At 63.8% G+C, this 16226-nt stretch carries 13 protein-coding genes; 6 read left to right on the top strand and 7 right to left on the bottom strand.

Annotated features, from left to right (window positions below):
• Positions 1 to 761: 761 nt before the first annotated feature.
• Together AWB68_RS12270 and AWB68_RS12265 are read right to left on the bottom strand one after the other, a co-directional pair.
• Positions 762 to 2954 carry an oxidoreductase gene (locus tag AWB68_RS12270; RefSeq protein WP_087644624.1) on the bottom strand — a complete coding sequence of 731 codons (2193 nt, stop codon included), beginning with the start codon at positions 2952 to 2954 and terminating at the stop codon, positions 762 to 764.
• A gap of 61 nt (positions 2955 to 3015) precedes the next feature.
• A complete protein-coding gene (locus AWB68_RS12265; protein ID WP_087644623.1) occupies positions 3016 to 4128 on the bottom strand; it encodes an aminomethyl transferase family protein in 1113 nt (370 codons plus the stop codon).
• Positions 4129 to 4630: 502 nt separating this feature from the next.
• Between AWB68_RS12265 and AWB68_RS12260 the strand changes: the two genes are divergently transcribed.
• The 4 genes from AWB68_RS12260 (at position 4631) to AWB68_RS12245 (ending at position 9153) form a co-directional block, all read left to right on the top strand.
• Positions 4631 to 5587, top strand: a complete 957-nt coding sequence (locus AWB68_RS12260) for a PDR/VanB family oxidoreductase (protein WP_087644622.1) — start codon at positions 4631 to 4633, stop codon at positions 5585 to 5587.
• A 23-nt stretch (positions 5588 to 5610) separates the two neighbouring features.
• Entirely contained in the window at positions 5611 to 6678 is a 1068-nt protein-coding gene (locus tag AWB68_RS12255) for a heme-dependent oxidative N-demethylase family protein (RefSeq protein WP_087644621.1), read from the top strand.
• A 149-nt stretch (positions 6679 to 6827) separates the two neighbouring features.
• Positions 6828 to 8504: an APC family permease gene (locus tag AWB68_RS12250; protein WP_087644620.1), complete on the top strand. Its 1677-nt coding sequence runs from the start codon at positions 6828 to 6830 to the stop codon at positions 8502 to 8504.
• An 85-nt stretch (positions 8505 to 8589) separates the two neighbouring features.
• Positions 8590 to 9153 carry a dimethylamine monooxygenase subunit DmmA family protein gene (locus AWB68_RS12245; RefSeq protein WP_087644619.1) on the top strand — a complete coding sequence of 188 codons (564 nt, stop codon included), beginning with the start codon at positions 8590 to 8592 and terminating at the stop codon, positions 9151 to 9153.
• Positions 9154 to 9290: 137 nt separating this feature from the next.
• Here the strand turns inward: AWB68_RS12245 and AWB68_RS12240 are convergent, their stop codons facing one another.
• Complete coding sequence (locus tag AWB68_RS12240) at positions 9291 to 11102, bottom strand: ATP-binding protein (protein WP_087644618.1); 1812 nt, start codon at positions 11100 to 11102, stop codon at positions 9291 to 9293.
• 76 nt (positions 11103 to 11178) lie between these two features.
• On the opposite strand from AWB68_RS12240, the gene AWB68_RS12235 reads away from it, so the two are divergent.
• Complete coding sequence (locus tag AWB68_RS12235) at positions 11179 to 13077, top strand: PAS domain-containing protein (protein WP_087644617.1); 1899 nt, start codon at positions 11179 to 11181, stop codon at positions 13075 to 13077.
• 38 nt (positions 13078 to 13115) lie between these two features.
• A complete protein-coding gene (locus AWB68_RS12230) occupies positions 13116 to 13742 on the top strand; it encodes a helix-turn-helix domain-containing protein (protein ID WP_087644673.1) in 627 nt (208 codons plus the stop codon).
• Between the two features lie 16 nt (positions 13743 to 13758).
• Here the strand turns inward: AWB68_RS12230 and AWB68_RS12225 are convergent, their stop codons facing one another.
• The 4 genes from AWB68_RS12225 to narL all read right to left on the bottom strand — a co-directional run bounded on the left by AWB68_RS12225 (position 13759) and on the right by narL (position 15868).
• On the bottom strand, positions 13759 to 14046 hold the full coding sequence (locus AWB68_RS12225; protein WP_200828681.1) for a hypothetical protein: 288 nt from the start codon (positions 14044 to 14046) through the stop codon (positions 13759 to 13761).
• Between the two features lie 68 nt (positions 14047 to 14114).
• Entirely contained in the window at positions 14115 to 14405 is a 291-nt protein-coding gene (locus AWB68_RS12220; RefSeq protein WP_087644616.1) for a hypothetical protein, read from the bottom strand.
• A 185-nt stretch (positions 14406 to 14590) separates the two neighbouring features.
• A complete protein-coding gene (locus AWB68_RS12215; protein ID WP_087644615.1) occupies positions 14591 to 15016 on the bottom strand; it encodes a hypothetical protein in 426 nt (141 codons plus the stop codon).
• A 201-nt stretch (positions 15017 to 15217) separates the two neighbouring features.
• Positions 15218 to 15868, bottom strand: a complete 651-nt coding sequence (gene narL, locus AWB68_RS12210; RefSeq protein WP_087644614.1) for a two-component system response regulator NarL — start codon at positions 15866 to 15868, stop codon at positions 15218 to 15220.
• Positions 15869 to 16226: the final 358 nt, after the last annotated feature.

Below are 16226 nucleotides of genomic sequence, written 5' to 3'. Positions count from 1 at the left end.
CTTGTGCTTCTATGGAACTTGTTTTGTTTTTGGTTTATTTGCTCTGCCCCTGTCCGGGGCGGGACTCACTTTCTTTGCTGCTGCAAAGAAAGTAAGCAAAGAAAGCAGCTTCCCACCGCCAATCCTTGCCAAGCGCCGCTAGCCCGTTATGTCGGAGTGGTCCAACCGGGGGAGTGTCGTTAGCGGGGTTTCCCCGTTGTTGGCATGTAGAAGAGGCACGGGCATCGCACCGCTATACGGAGTGGACCAGCAGTCATACATCCGGCCTCGCGCTACGCGCTCACCCGTCAGGCAAAACCGAAACCCGAAACCCATCGCTACATCACCATCCTACGTGCGTGTTTGCTGCATGCTTCAATTCACCGCTTAGCGAACCTGTCGTCGGGCACGCAGTGCCTAGACGGATGTATGACTGCTGATCCACTCCGCGCAGCGGTGCGACGTGCGCGCCTTTTCTACATGCCAACAACGGTGAAACCCTGCTAACGACACTCCCCCGGTTGGACCACTCTGAGGGAGCGGTCTGGAGGCGAATGGCAAGGATTGGCGGTGGGAAGCTGCTTTCTTTGCTTACTTTCTTTGCAGCAGCAAAGAAAGTGAGTCCCGCCCCGGACAGGGGCAGAGCAAATAAACCACTAAGAAAACAATTTCCATAGAAGCACAAGCGCATCAAACGGTATAAACACCTCACCTCACCTCACCTCACCTCACCTCACCTCACCTCACCTCACCTCAAGCGCCAGCGATCATCCCGCCCCGCATCACTTCTTGTAGACGATCTCAAACGTCCCGCCCGGCATATGCGGCGTGCCCCACACCGCGACTTCCCGCTTGTACGGCAATGGAATCTGCGGATTAGCTTCCTCGATCTCACGCGCGACGCGGTGACCCGTGAACGTCGCATCGGCGATCAGGCGCGGCGCTTCCGCATCGCCAATCAGGTAGACGGCCTTGACGCCCTTGTCCGCCCATTCGCCCTGACGGGCCTTCAGTTCGCGATACAGGCCGTCGTTCGACTTGCGGCCCGTGACGAGCACGAGCGAATCGAATTCGAGCCAGCGGTGCGTCTTGTTCGCATCGCGCGGCAACTGGCCCGCGCCCTTGTAGGTGCGGCGTGAACCATCGCCCCAGATGTTGTAGATCTCGATGCGGCCGCGTTCGATCCGGCTCGCGAAGTGATCGCCCAGTTCGTTCACGTGAAGCTCGTGCAGACGCCGCATCATGTTCGGATATTCGAGGGTGAAGTGCATGTAGTTCGCGAGATGCACGCCGCTCACGATCGTCACTTCATGTCCCGCCGCCGCGAGCTTTTCCGCGATGCTCGGCGCCATGAAGTACGTATCGGCGTTGAGGATCACGACGCGCTTGCCAATCGGCTTCTTGCCCGCGAGCACCTGTTCCGGCGTGAGCTGGTCGGGCTGCGATGCATCGGCGCCGGGAATCGGATCGTGCGTCAGGCAGTTCGTGCCGTCCGTGACCCAGTGCGAGCCCGTTGCAATGACGACCTTGTCCGCGCCATAGTCGAGCACGTCATCGGCGGTGAGCGGCTTCTGGCCGAGTGCAAGCTGGCTCTGCTTGTTCTTCTTCAGGAGCTTCGCGATCTGCGTTTCGCGGTAGTCGCGGTGATAACCCCATTCGCCGAGGCCCGGCAGCGTGACGACGCTGTTCAGATGGCCGCCGATCTTCTCGGCGGAATCCACGAGGTGGACCGTGTAGCCGCGCTGCATCAGCACGCGCGCCGCTTCCGAGCCAGAGGGGCCCGCGCCCACGACGAGCACCGAATTGTTCGAACTGCATTCGGCGAATTTTTCCGGATGCCAGCCACGGCGATACTCCTCGCCGGCGGTCGCGTTCTGCGTGCAGATCATCGGCGGGCCGCCGATTTCCCAGCGCGAGATGCACACGTTGCAGCCGATGCACACGCGAATATCGTCGATGCGGCCTTCCTCGACTTTCTTCGGCAGGAACGGGTCCGCGATCGAGGGACGCGCCGCGCCGATGATGTCGGCGATGCCCTTCGTGACGATCTCGGTCATCTTTTCGGGGTCGGTGAAGCGGCCGACGCCGAGCACCGGCTTCTTCGACACCTGCTTGATGAAGCGCGTCCACGGAATCTGGTGGCCTTGCAGGTTGAAGCGCGACGGCCCCGCATCCTCGCCCCATTCAGCGATGTCGCCCACGTCGACGTCCCACAGGTCGACGAGCGAGTCGGCCATCTCGACGAACTTCACGCCATCGCGCTCGACTTCGATGCCGCCCGTGCCATAGAGCGTATCCACGGCGAAGCGCGTGGCGATCGCGCAATCATGGCCGACTGCCCGGCGCACCTTTTCGAGCGTCTCGACCCAGAAGCGCGCGCGGTTTTCGAGCGAGCCGCCGTAGCCGTCCGTGCGCTTGTTGTAGTAGGGCGAGAGGAATTGCAGCGGCAGGTACGAGTGCGCCCCATACACATAGACGATGTCGAAGCCTGCGTCGCGTGCGCGCAGGGCTGCATCGACGTAGAACTGCTGGACGTCGCGGATATCGTCGAGGTCCATTTCCTTGCAGTACGTCAAGGTCTCGAACTCGGAGGCGAACTGGCTCGGGCCGCGCGGTGTCGCGCGGCTTTCCATGCAGGGCGCATGCGAGCCGCCGTACCACATCTCGATGCCCGCCAGCGCGCCGTACTTGTGCACTTCATCGGTCATCGCGCGCAGGTTGCGCACGTCGCCTTCGTCCCAGATGCGCGCGGAGAGACGATGCGTGTCGTCCGATTCCGGATGGATCGAACAGTACTCGGTGTTCATGGCCGCCCAGCCACCCTCGGCTTTCATCGAGCGGTGCGCAGCCTGGAAGCCGGGCAGGTTGCTGCCGGCGCCGATGCAGTGCGGCACTTGATAGAAGCGGTTGCGCAGCGTCTTCGGTCCGATCTGGATCGGCTCGAAGAGGACGTCATAACGTGAATCGCGTGGCATGGGGTGTCTCTCCTGGCTTGGGTCTTCGTAGACGATGTTCGAATGGCTTGGGAGTCTTGCGCTATGCCGCCACGCGCGTGCGCAGGCGCAGCGGGTCGTAGAACGGCGTCTTCGTGACGACGCCGCTGAACGTGCCGGCCTGGTCGCGAATCTCCAGCTTCGTGCCTAGGGCGGTGTGGTTGGGCTTCAGATGCACCATGGCAAGCGACTGCATCAGGTAGCGGCTGAACGTGGCACTCGTGACGATGCCCACTTGCTCGTCGCCGATGAAGATCGGTGAGCCGGCCGTGACCGCGCCTTCGTGCTTGACGATCACGCCCGCCTGCCTGAAGCGCTCCTTGCCGCGCGAGGCGAGCAGCGCGGCCTTGCCTACGTAGTCGCCCTTCTTGTCGGGGTCGATCATCCAGTCGAGGTTCAACTCCCACGGCGTGGTGTCGCCTTCGGGCATGTCGAACGGGTAGAAGAGCAGGGCCGCTTCGATGCGGGCCAGTTCGAGCGAGGTCCATGATGCGGGGACGATGCCGTGCGGCTTGCCTGCTTCGAGAATCGCATCCCAGATCGCGATGGCGTCGTCGGCGCTGCACGACACTTCGAACCCCTGTTCGCCCGAATAGCCGCCGCGCGAGATCACGATCCTGCGGCCGAAGAGGGTCGTCCCGACGTGCGCGAAGTAGGGAAGCTCGTTGAGCCTGATGCCGATGTGCGGCTGGAGAATATCGGTTGCGCGCGGCCCCTGCAGCGAAAGCATGTGGACATCGAAGTCCTGGCGCCACTCGACCTTGCGGCCCTCGGCGGCCTCCTTGAGCAGTTGTTGCGTGATGCCGCCGCCGTGCGAGATGCGGTAGCGCTCCGGCGCGTCGTAGATCACCATCAGGTCGTCGCAGACCGCGCCGCGGTGATCGACTTCCGCCGCGAGGCGCGCGGTGCCCGGCTTCATCTTCGTGACGTCGATGGCGCAGATGCTGTCGATGACTGCCGCTGCGTCAGGCCCGGTCACGTGCAGGATGTTCAGCGCGCTGATGTCGTAGAGGCCGGCTTTGGATCGCACGGCGACCACCTCGTCGCTCGGATCGCTCGCATAGAACCAGGGCAGCGGCATATCGTTCCAGGTATCGCCGTCAAGCTTCGAGCCGAGTTCACGATGGCGGACATTCAGAATGGATTGCCTTGTCATAGCTGTTTCCCGAGAGTGGAACCGAACGTGATGGGGTGCCCGGAGCGGCCCGAGCAGCGAGTGGCCTCGGATGGCCATTGGATGACAGCAAGTCTCGTTCGTTAAAATCAGCGTCACAATGGCCCAATGGCGCTACCTCCGAGTGGGTAGCACCGGCTACTCCGCGCGCGCCGGAAAAATAGAAATCAAAGGGCGCGCGGGATGAGCGAGAAACTCCTTACGTCATCTGTAAGCCTGTTTGTAAGGCATGCAGAGCCGCTCTGGACGCGGCGCGGGAAGCATTCGATACGCACACGCTGTAAGTCTGCGAGCGCATTTTCGCGTGCCTTTGCTTGCCCGATTGCTACCGCGCGGGGCTACCTCCAATGAATCATTGAATTGGATTTTTTGCTGGCCGATTCTAGCTTCGTGAATTCGCTGACGTGGACGCATGGCCTGCACGGTCATGCGCCCACGCAATCGAGCCTTGATAAAGGCGCAATCGACACGAGGATGAGCGGGCATGAATGGACCGAAAACGATCCCGGTACGCGTAGCGCAAGTCGAACCGGTCACGGATGATGTGCGGCGCTTCACGCTCGTGCCGGCGGAGGGCGGACATCTGCCCGCCTATTCCGCGGGCAGCCACGTCATCGTCACGATGCGCGGAGAGTCGCGTGTATGGCGCAACGCCTATTCGCTCACGACGCCCTCCGGCGTGCGCGACGCCTATCAGATCATGGTGCGCCGTGTGCCCGCATCGCGCGGCGGATCGGCGTTCATGCATTCGAGCGTGAGCGAGGGCACACGGCTCGACATCTCGGTGCCGTCGAACTTCTTTCCGCTCGCGCGCCGCGGCGGCAAGCACGTGATGATCGCGGGCGGCATTGGCATCACGCCGTTTCTTTCGATGCTGCCCGAGCTGGCCCACGTCCGAGCCCGCGTCGAAATGCATGTGTGCTGTCGTCCGGAAGACGCGGACGCCTTCACGGATCTCATCGCATCGCGCACGACGGGCGGCGTGGCGGTGTATGTCGAAGTGGCCGGTGCGCAGGAGCGCTTTGGCGCGCTGCTCGCTGACCAGCCGGCCGGCACTCACCTTTACACCTGTGGCCCGGCGGGGCTGATGGAAGGCGTCGCCGAGACCGCTCGCGCGCTTGGCTGGCCGGAAAGTCACTTCCATCAGGAGAGTTTTGGCGGCGCGTCGCACGGCGAGCCGTTCACCGCGGTGCTGGCGAAGAGCGGTCGCGAAGTCGAGGTGACCGGCGACCAGAGCCTGCTCGAAGCGCTCGAAGGTGCGGGCGTCGATGCGCCCTACATGTGCCGCGGCGGCGCGTGCGGAACGTGTGCGCTGGAGGTGCTGGAAGGCGTTCCCGAGCATCGCGACTTTTTCCAGAGCGCCGCCGAACGCGCGACCAACTGCACGGTGCTGCCCTGCGTGTCGCGTGCACGCGGCGCGCGGATCGTCCTGAACATCTGACCGAGGCCACGAACGGAAACGCCATGACCCTTGTCTTCAACGAAGAAAATTTCCGCGCTCCCTATACGTTCCGGAACAGCGACCAGGCCATCCTGCGCTTTCCGTTTCCGTTCCCGGAGGACCGCTACATGTACTCGGTGAACATCGAGCCGCACGTAAAGGGCGGCGCGTCGGCCGCGTTCGGAGCAACGTTCGATATCGACGAGCACTATGTCTCCGAATGCCGCGACCGGGCGCTCACGCTGGAGCGCGATCCATTGCGCTCGCAGGTGCTCGATCACATGGACGCCGCGCAGTGGGACACGCTCGAAATGATCATGGAAAGCCTCGCGGCCGACTATCCCGAGCATTTCAAGTTGACACGCGACGGCGACCACTGGACCTGGATCAACCAGCCGCTCGGTCTGGAGCAACAGTTCGTGTTCGGCGACGAGGCCACGCTGCCGTGCCCGCCCTTCGAATACATCACGCGCCAGGCCCAGGGCGACTATGTCCTGCTCGACCATCGCGACGACAACCTCTTCATGGATGGCGGCACGGTCACGACGCAGGCCGACTGGTCGCTCGACTTCGATCTCGGCATGAGCTTCATGGAGTGGCATGGTCCCGTGCCGCTCGCGCATCAGGCGGGCATCTTCGAGCGGGCGCTCAAGTTCCTGCTGCGCCTGCAACTCGGCGCGCCCGTGCGGCGCCTGAACTGGACGATGACGGTCAATCCGCGCCTCGACACGTCGCCCGAGAGCTATCCCGAATGGGGCCCGGACCGCGCGAGCATCACGCCCGAGAACGTGGGAGGCAAGCTGCACCTGCGCGTCGAGTTGCAGACGCTTTTCAGGCTGCCGCGCAGCAACGCGATCCTCTTTTGCGTGCGCTGCTACCTGATCGCGCTCGACGAACTGGTGCGCGTGCCGAAATGGGGAAGGCGCATGCATCGCGTGCTCGCTTCACTGCCACCGGAACTCGTCGACTACAAGGGCATTACGCGGTATCGGAAGACCGCGGTGCAGTGGCTCTCCCAGTTCGACGACGGATCGCCCACGAGCGCCGGCACGCAGTCGGAAGCCGACCGGCTGGAGGAGCAAGTCACGTAAACCCGCAACGTCCCCGCTTTTTGTCATTGCTTTAATCCTGTACCGCCGCAATGCCCTCCTTCCCGAGCGTGCCCGATCGCGACAACGCGCGGGAAGGACGCTCGTGATGATTCCACGTATCCGTGACTCAACCTGAAAGGAAGACGGAGATGAGTGCGATTCCCGAAGACTATGCCGGCGAACCCGACGGTTCCCTGCAGCGCAAGATCAGCTGGACTGGTGCGTTCTGGGTGGCGAGCGGCGTGCCCGCGCTCGTGTTGTTCTCGATCGGCTCGATTGCCGCGACCGTCGGCAAGCTGTCGTGGGCCGTGTGGATCATCTCGATCGGACTCGGCTTCGTCCAGTCGTTTGCCTACGCGGAGATCGCAGGGCTGTTCCCGCACAAGTCGGGCGGGGCATCGGTCTACGGGGCGATCGCCTGGGTCCGCTATTCGAAACTGTTCGCGCCGCTGTCGGTGTGGTGCAACTGGTTCGCGTGGTCGCCGGTGCTCGCCATCGGCTCGGGTCTGGCGGCGGGGTACATCCTCTCCGTCATGTTCCCGCCCGACGCCGCGATCAACACCTGGCAGATCACGCTTTGCAGTCTCGACTGGCTGCGATCGGGCCTGAGCCTGCGCATCAACTCGACGTTCATCCTCGGCGCCGCGGTCCTCCTGATCACGTTCGCCATCCAGCACCGCGGCATCCTGAACGCCGCGCGCATCCAGACGATTCTCGGCGTCGCCGCGCTGATCCCGCTGATCCTCGTCGGCACGGTGCCGCTGATCACGGGCGACCTGCCGATGCAGAACCTGCTGCCGCTCGTGCCATTCGCAAAGGATGCCGCGGGCCAGGTCGTGGACGGCGCGTGGGGCATGGGCGGCGTCACGCTGATGGCGGGCGGGCTGTTCATCGCCGCGTGGTCGACCTATGGTTTCGAGACCGCGGTCTGCTATACGCGTGAATTCCGCGACCCGAAGGTGGATACGTTCAAGGCGATCCTGTATTCGGGCCTCTTGTGCATCTTCGTGTTCACGGTCGTGCCGCTCTCGTTCCAGGGGGTGCTCGGCCTGGGCCACCTCGTCACGCCCGAAGTGAAGGACGCATCGGGCAAGGTCGTTGCGGCGGCGGTCTACAACGGCATGCTGTCGCCGGACATCTATAGCGGCATGGGCGTCGCGAAAGCGATGGCGCCGATGATCCACGGCGGCCTGCTCGTCGAGCGGATTCTGATCGTGATGCTGGTGCTCGCGCTCGTGCTCGCGATCATGACCTCGATGGCCGGTTCCTCGCGCACCTTGTATCAGGCATCGGTGGACGGCTGGCTGCCGAAGTACCTCTCGCATGTCAACTCGCACGGTGCGCCGACGCGCGCCATGTGGACCGACCTGTGCTTCAACCTGATCCTGTTGCTGATGTCGGACTACGTGTTTGTTCTGGCGATGTCCAATGTCGGATACATCATCTTCAACTTCCTGAACCTGAATTCGGCGTGGATCCACCGGCTCGACCGACCGGACTGGAGCCGTCCGTTCCGTGCGCCGAACTGGCTGCTCGCGCTCGGCACGCTGTTCTCCTTCGTGAACCTCGCGCTGCTCGGCATGGGCGCGGACATCTGGGGCGCAGGCACGCTGTACTCGGGCCTCACGTTCGCCGCACTGATCCTCCCCGTGTTCGTCTACCGCCACTACATCGTCGACAAGGGCCATTTCCCTGACGCGATGAAGGAGGACATGCAACTCGTCGGCAGCGGCAGGGTGCAGAAGCGCGCGGGAATCCTGCCCTACGCGACGGTGCTGGCCGGCATCATCGTGGTGGCCGTCACGCATAACATGGCCGTTTATTGATTGCTCGAGCCGATCACATAAGCCGATCACATAAGCCGATCCCGCAATCCGATCACGCAGCGTTCAACTGGAAGGCACCGAGACGATGACTTCGACCAACACGAGCCGCCCGACCTATGTCCCGCTGGAAGCGGACCCGCATGGAACGCAACACTGGTTCGTCACATCCGGTGCGACCGATGCCGACCGCGCCCGCGCCGAAGATGCGCTGAGCCGGGCTGTGCCGCTTGAAGTATGGGCCGTGGGCGCGGTTGCATCGCAAGCCGGGGCTGAGCGCCGGTTCGACGATGAAGGCGCGCTCCTCGCCGCGCTCGAACCTGCGCTGCGCGACGCGAAGATCGGTATGCGGATCTATGCGCTCGGCAGCGAGCCGTTCATCTGGTCCGTGCGGCAACTCGGCGAGCGCTTCGCGCTTGCGCGCGAAGCGGTGAAGCTGGCTCACAGCGGCAGCCTGCATCGCCGGGTGTACTGCATTCATTGCCGGACCCTGAACGAAGGCGTGACCACCAACGTCGCCGAGTGCGGAGGCTGCAAGCGCAGCCTCTTCGTGCGTGACCATTTCTCACGGCGACTGGCGGCTTTCATGGGCGTGCAGGTCGATGCGGAGAAGCCCGGCGAGTTGCCGCAGCCAGAGCAGCTTTACCTGTAGTTTCCACTTGCTGGCGTGATCTCGAAGGGATGCCGTGAGCCTGTCGACACCCGCAGCAGACGCGGTGCTGGTCGAGCCGAAATCCGCCGGAGTCCACCCGGCGGATTTTTTTATTTGCGGGGCGCCGGTTCGCGGATTCACCGGCCAGAGTCACTCGCCCGGCTGCGCGCCTTGTCAGCCGTGATCGAAGCGGGGACGAACGTCAGCACCACGCGCGACCCGGTGCCGGGCGAGCGGATATCGAGCCGCCCGCCGAGGCTTCGCGCCCGCTCGCGCATGATCGCGAGGCCGTAGTGATGCTCGTCGCCCTGCTCGCGCGTGATGCCGCGTCCATCGTCTTCGATCATCACCGTGACCTCGCTGCCACTTGACGACAGTTGCACGAGCGCCGTCGACGCCCGCGCGTGACGCACTACGTTCGTCAGTGCCTCGCGCACGATCTGCACGACGTGCAATTCCTCGTTGACCGTCAGCCGCATGCGACGGATCCGGTTGTCGATCGAAATCTGTATCTCGCTGCGCGATGCGAACTCGTCGACCACCTCCTCCAGCGTCGACGCGAGGCCTTGCGCGTGCATCGAGGTGCGAAAGGTCGTGAGCAGCTCGCGCAGATGCCGGTAGGCGCTGTCGATGCCTTCGCGGATCGCCTGCGCGATCTGTCCGACGTCGCTCTTCGCCAGCTCCTCCGGCAGCACGGCCTGCAGGCGCGCCAGCTGAATCTTCATGTACGAAAGCGATTGCGCGAGCGAATCGTGCAGTTCGCGCGCGATCGCATTGCGTTCTTCGAGCAGGACCATGCGGCGATCGCGCACGTCGCGGCCCAGGTTCGAGATTGCGTGAGCCAGCACGCTTGCGATCGTTTCCATCAGGTGAAGATGGCGCGGCTCGAAGCGCGTGTCGGGGTCGCCTTCGCAGATCAATACGCCATAGGTTTCCGAAGGCACGCGAACCGGCGCGGCGAGCACCGGCAGCGGCACGCCAGTGCGTTCGCTGGCGGAAACGGCGCGCACGCCGGAGAGCGTCATCAGTTCGTGCACCACGCGGTCGCGCACGATGAGCGGCGGATCGCCGCCTGGCGAAACCACCACGTCGACGCCCAGCAGGTGCGCCGAGGATTCCGACAGCACGAGCGCCACGCGGCGCGCCCGCGAAATGCCCACGAGGCGTTGCAGCAGCGCTTCGAGCGTGCCGCGCGACGGCACGTCCTCGGCGAGTTGGGCGCAGATGTAGTGAAGCAGGTCGAGCGACTGATCGGCGAACGCGATGTGGTCCTCGACGATGCGCTTCAGGCGCGCCGATTCGTCCTTCTCGCTGCGCAAGCGCGCCGACAAGTGGTCTTGCAGCTTCAGCAGCCGGTCGATTTCGTCACGGCCTTGGGGCGGCGTATGTCCTGCCTGCGTGAGTGCCTGCAAGGTCAGCGCCGGACGCACGACGAACGCGCTGCGCGCGCTCCACGCGAGCGTCGCGACGCCCACGAGCAGCAGGATCGCCGTGCAGGCCTGCAAGAGCGCGATCACGGCCGCATGCGCTTCGGCTTCGCGTTCGATCTCGGCGCGCAGGGCATCGAGGGCCGTCACGGCATCGAGCCTGCCGCCGGACACCGGGCTCGCATCGGGCAACGCCTTGAGCAGGCCGTCGAGCGCCGGGCTCGGCGCGCCGCGTTGCCTCCAGTCCGCCAATAACGTATCGTTGCGAACGAGCAGGTCGGCGCGCATGCGCGCCGACGCGGCCGCTTCGGGTGAGGAGGGCGCGGTGTCGGTGGCGAACTGCCATAGCCGGGCGGATTCACGCAGACTGGAGGCGGCCTCGCGATAGGCAACGTCACCGTCGACGCGCATGCGTTCGCTCACGAACAGCAGCATCATCAGCGCAACGAGGCAGGCGAGGACCGCGCAGGTTTTGGCGTAGAGTGGATGACGGCGATACGGCGCGGGCTGGGCAGCGTTCATCTGTGAGTGGTTGACTGGGAAGCGCGCAGCGGATGCGCTCGTGCTCCATGTTCCGGGATCGCGAGACCAAAGCGCCATGTCAGTTTATCTGTTTTCCACCCTGTTGCTGCTTGCCGTCGCCTCGCTCGTCGTGGCGCGGCTCGGCATCGGGCCGCAAGTGGATGGGCTCTTGTATGTCTATACGGCGCTTGCGGGCGCCATTGCGGCGGGGCTTCTGGTGATGGCCTACGCATCGGGCGCGCGACGCGCCACGCGGCGCGGCACGCCCGGCGCCGAATCGCCGCAACTGAGCGCGTTCGCTGCGAATCTTTCCACGCCGGCCGTGCTGCTCGACCGCGACGCGCTCGTGTTCGTCAACGAGGCGTTTCTCAAGCATGCGCACTGGGAGCCCTATGTCGATGATATCGTCGGCATGCCGTTCAACAACCTCGTTCATCCACAGTCGCTGCTCGATCTGACCAAGCTGCTTCAGGACGCCGGCGGCGACGAGGAACGCACCGCCGGTTCGCTGCGGATCGCGTATGGTGACGGCACGTTCCGCCTGCATCCGGTGACGGCGCTGCGCGGCAAGGGCTCGCACCTCACGATGCTGCAGTTTCCCGCGCCCTACACGAGCGCCGACGAGCAGCGCAACGAAGCGCAGGTTCAGCATTATTGTCAGGACGTCGTGGTGCAATTGCCGCAGGCGCTCTTTCGCGTCGACCGCGAACTGCATCTGATCTTTTCGAATCCGGCATGGCGCAACCTGATGCGCATCGTCGGCAACAGCGTGGATCGTGCGCCGTTTGCGAGCTTCTTCCATCCGGAGGATCGCGAGGCGCTGAGCGCGAAGCTGACGGGCGTGCTCGATGGCCACCTCAGCGAGCTCAATACCGAAGCCCGCATGATCCGCTCCGATGAAACCCTGATCCACGTCGAATTGCGCTGCCATGGCGTCACCGACGACGAGGGCAAGCTGATCGGCGCAGTCGGTCTTGCGAACGACATTTCGAATCGCCGCCGCAACGAAGACGCGCTGCGTGCGAGCCGGCGGAGCCTGCGCACGCTGCTCGCGAATCTGCGCGCGATGATCTATCGCGGGCAGAACAACCGGCGCTGGTCGATGGAGTTCGTCAGCGAAGGGTGCTTTGAACTGACGGGCTATGAAGCGAGCGAACTGCTCGACGACGAGCGCATCACCTTCGGTTCGCTGATCCATCCCGACGACCGCGAGTTTGTCTGGAACGAAGTGCAGTCGCGCCTGCTGACACGCGAGCCGTACGAATTGACGTATCGCATCATCGACCGGTCCGGCGAAACGAAATGGGTGTGGGACCAGGGACGTGGCATCTTTTCCGCACGCGACGAACTGATCGGCGTGGAAGGCTTCATCATCGAAGTGACGCGCAGGCGTCTCGCGGAGGAAAGCGCGCGGCGGCGGCTCGTGTTCGACCGGTCCACCGGCCTCACCAACGCGACGATGTTCATGGACCGCCTGAGCTTCGCGAACGCGATGGCGCGGCGCACCGGCCTCCTGTGCGCCGTGTTCGCGGTGCGCGTGACGGGTCTCAAGCATATCGCGGAGCGCTTCGGGCAGGATTACGCGGACCGGGTGCTGGTCCATCTCGGCATGCGCTTGCAGAACACGGAGGCGGACGTGAACTGCGCGACGCTGCTCGACAAGCAGGACTTCGCGATGATCGTCGCTGATTTCCAGGCGTCCTCGCTCGGCTGGTGCGATGCGGCCGCGCAGATCGAGCAGTTGGCGCAGCGTGACCGCGACGCGGCGCTCGACATGCTTGCAGACGAACTGCGGCGTCTCGTCGGCCGGCCGCTGCGTCTGGAAGGGTATGAATTCAATGCATCGGTACAAGTGGGGTGGGCGCTCGCGCAGGGTGAACCGGCGAACGCGCAGGACTTGCTCGACCGTGCGCTCGATGCGGCCGGCGCCGTGCCCGCCACCGACGCCGCGCCACCGGAGGACAAAAGCACATGACGAGACACACGGACGCGGACTCGAAGCACGCGGAACCGATGCCCGAAGGGGCTGAGAGCGATCGACCGTCGGCGTCGATGTCGATCGAGCATTTTCTCGGCAAGGTCGTGCGGGAGAATCGCACGAACCAGGGGCTGACGCTCGCCGAACTCGCCGAGCAAAGCGGCCTGTCGCGCGGCATGGTGTCGAAGATCGAAAACGGGCAGGTCTCGACGAGCCTGGAATCGATGGTGAGCATCGCGCGCGCGCTCGGCATTTCGATGTCGTCGCTCTTCAAGAACTTCGAAGGACAGGAAGGCCGCGCGCAACACGTGAAGTCGGGCAAGGGCATGGAAGTGGTCCGCCGCGGGACGACGAAAGGGCATACGTATCACCTGCTGGCTTACGATCAGGGGCCGGTTAAACTCTTCGAACCGTTCCTCATCACGATGGACGACGAATCCGAGATCTTTCCGACATTCGAGCATCCCGGTACCGAGTTCATCTACATGCTGCAAGGCAAGATGGAATACCGCCACGGGAACCGCAGCTATCTGCTGCAACCCGGCGATGCGTTCACGTTTCGCGGCTCGGTGCCACATGGCCCCGAGCGGCTCATCAAGCTGCCGATCCGCTTCATTACCATCATCATGTACGGACAGATGCAGGGCAGCGTCGAGTCCTAGTGCGCGCGATGTTTCTTCAGCCGTTTCCTTCCGTGCGATGGCTCGGCTGGTGTCTCAGCCACGACTGCATCACGAGCGCCTGCACTTCCTGGGCGCCGAGCTTCGTCGAAACGGATTCGACATAGGCGTGGTGCCAGGAACGCAGCGGTGCATCGAGGCGCCGGGCGTCGAGATACCGGAGCAGCGCGATCTTCGTGTGGCCGCACGCAATGCTGTGCTCGAACAAGGCCAGGGCCGCAGCGGGATCTCCTGATTCGGAGACGCGCCGCGCGAGTTCACGCGTGCGGTTTCGATCCAGCTTCACGTGCATCCTGGCGTTCAGGCAATTTGCGCCCTGATTCCGGCGAGCCCGAATGATTCGTGACCTGCATGTCAGGCTGCGCGGCGCTCGGCATGCCCATCGAATTGACTTGTCGAAGCGTCGATCAGGCGATATGAGATTGCCGGCTGCTGGCGCCGGGACGGGAAGACGCGCCACGAGCCATCGTCGTGGCGGAAGAAGAAGATGACGAACGGATACGACTGCTGCGCCGACTCGATACGCACAAATCGTTGCTTGTTCTCCCGCATGCGACCGAATTGCGTGACGTGCGCCGGCGTCTCGGGGTTCGGTGCAAACCATTTCTCAACGAGTTGACGCAACGAGCTTTCGCCGGTGTTCATCTGTCTCTCCTCAATCCATGCCAGGTCGTTTGGCCGTGATTCTTCCGGAGCTTTTCGCGGCAGTGATCGTATGGCGCGTGCGACTCCTTGCAACCCATTATTCGCGCGGGAAACGGCCGGTACAATTGCCCAGGATGGGCTGCCCCCTTGGGGGTAGGACCGCTACGCCGTCGCGCTCGTCAGGCTCATGCAGCGGCTTTCCCGAGGTCCATCGACAGGCCGAATTGACGAGCGATCGAGTGAAGCCGCTCGTGCCACTCCCACTTGCCAAAGACATCGTGAACGTTTTGCAGGCAACTGAGCAGTTCGACGGTCGCAGGGTCGTAGACGTTGATGCGGGCGCGGAGCAACGCCTTCCTGAGCGCTGCGACGCCCACGTCCATATAGGCGGGAACGGCGGCCGGTGACTTGCCGATGAAACGGATGGGCACGCCTTCCATCGCCGTCATGTAGTCACGGGGCTTGATGAAACTGCCAACAGGGCAGCCTCCGCAGTAACCCCGATACGCACCGCCGCCGCGCGGCAGCAAAGCCGCCTGACCCTGGCCGAAGAGATGATCGACAGCGCGGTCGAAGATCTGCTGTTGGGTAAGGAAATTCAGGTTGTCCATGTGGGCCTCCGCTGCGCGTGACGTGGGCGGTCATTCAATGAGTCCGCACTTGTAGTATTGCCGACCTGTTGCTGGTCGCAATTGTCCAGAGGAGGGTGCCCCGTTGAGGGTAGTGTCGGGATGACGCGCAAGCCGGCGCCCGGATCGCGGTCGATTGGATGGCTGACTCATGCTCCCGCGGCAGCGTGGCTGCGAGGCATGTCAATGGTCGCGTGCGCTGTGTTCGTGGCGCCAGACGACCGCCTCCAGCCGAGAATGCAGATCGAGTTTGTGCAGCATGTGCTTGACGTGGACCTTCACGGTACCGACGCTGATATCGAGCTTGCGCGCGATCGCCTTGTTGCTGAGGCCTGCAACGAGGTAGTCCAGTACTTCGAGTTCGCGGGCGGTGAGGCCGCTCGGCTCGACCGGCATGCGTTGTCCTGCGGACAAAGCATGCACGAGGCTCCCGGTCACCGCTTCGCTGAGTGCCGGCTTCCCGCTCAAGACTTTCTTCAGGCTGGGGCAGAGGTCTTCCGGGTTCATGTCCTTCAGGAGATAGCCCTGAGCGCCGGCGCGCAGCGCGGCCACGACATCGCGCTCGCTGTCGGATACCGTCAGCATGACGATGCGCGAATTGACTCCCGCCTGGCGCATCAGTTCGAGCGTCGCAATGCCGCTCACTTGCGGCATGTTGAGATCGACCAGAATGACGTCCGGCGTGAGCCGCACCGCCATTTCGACGCCTTCGGGTCCGGACGACGCCTCGCCCACCACCGTGAACTCAGGGTCCATTTCGATCAACTGCGCGACGCCGCGCCGGAATAGCGCGTGGTCGTCTATCAGGAGAACGGTGTTGGTGTTGGAGGACATGATCCACGCTTCCTCGACGCATTCGTCTCACGGTCGATGTAATGGAACAGTCAGCGTTTCGGCTCTGCGTTGCGCCGCCGCAATCTTTCGACGGTGACGCCAAGTTGCGGATGCCCTGGCTCTTGGTCAGTCTAGTACGGCATCCCGTCAATACGCACTTAATAATTATCCTGCATCTCGGTTTCGCGAACAGCCGGGCCGGGGCTGTGCCGCTATTGCCTGATTCGGTGCGGGAGCCGTCGCCGGCCTGCAAGATACGCGCGCACGCCGGTAACAGGCGAATGGTGCAGAATAGGACCGTGAGCGCCTCCGGACACACGTGGAAGGACATGGCGCCCGACTCCGGTCATCAGGACCC

This window comes from Caballeronia choica (assembly GCF_001544535.1).
Taxonomy (GTDB): Bacteria; Pseudomonadota; Gammaproteobacteria; order Burkholderiales; family Burkholderiaceae; genus Caballeronia; species Caballeronia choica.
The sequence above is the reverse complement of the archived record's forward strand: the minus strand, read 5'-3'. Positions and strand labels throughout refer to the sequence as shown.

Bases quoted from the DNA above. Each gene is read 5' to 3' on its own strand.
- AWB68_RS12270 (WP_087644624.1), bottom strand. From the start codon at position 2,954: ATGCCACGCGATTCACGTTATGACGTCCTCTTCGAGCCGATCCAGATC.
- AWB68_RS12265 (WP_087644623.1), bottom strand. From the start codon at position 4,128: ATGACAAGGCAATCCATTCTGAATGTCCGCCATCGTGAACTCGGCTCG.
- AWB68_RS12260 (WP_087644622.1), top strand. From the start codon at position 4,631: ATGAATGGACCGAAAACGATCCCGGTACGCGTAGCGCAAGTCGAACCG.
- AWB68_RS12255 (WP_087644621.1), top strand. From the start codon at position 5,611: ATGACCCTTGTCTTCAACGAAGAAAATTTCCGCGCTCCCTATACGTTC.
- AWB68_RS12250 (WP_087644620.1), top strand. From the start codon at position 6,828: ATGAGTGCGATTCCCGAAGACTATGCCGGCGAACCCGACGGTTCCCTG.
- AWB68_RS12245 (WP_087644619.1), top strand. From the start codon at position 8,590: ATGACTTCGACCAACACGAGCCGCCCGACCTATGTCCCGCTGGAAGCG.
- AWB68_RS12240 (WP_087644618.1), bottom strand. From the start codon at position 11,102: ATGAACGCTGCCCAGCCCGCGCCGTATCGCCGTCATCCACTCTACGCC.
- AWB68_RS12235 (WP_087644617.1), top strand. From the start codon at position 11,179: ATGTCAGTTTATCTGTTTTCCACCCTGTTGCTGCTTGCCGTCGCCTCG.
- AWB68_RS12230 (WP_087644673.1), top strand. From the start codon at position 13,116: ATGCCCGAAGGGGCTGAGAGCGATCGACCGTCGGCGTCGATGTCGATC.
- AWB68_RS12220 (WP_087644616.1), bottom strand. From the start codon at position 14,405: ATGAACACCGGCGAAAGCTCGTTGCGTCAACTCGTTGAGAAATGGTTT.
- AWB68_RS12215 (WP_087644615.1), bottom strand. From the start codon at position 15,016: ATGGACAACCTGAATTTCCTTACCCAACAGCAGATCTTCGACCGCGCT.
- narL (WP_087644614.1), bottom strand. From the start codon at position 15,868: ATGTCCTCCAACACCAACACCGTTCTCCTGATAGACGACCACGCGCTA.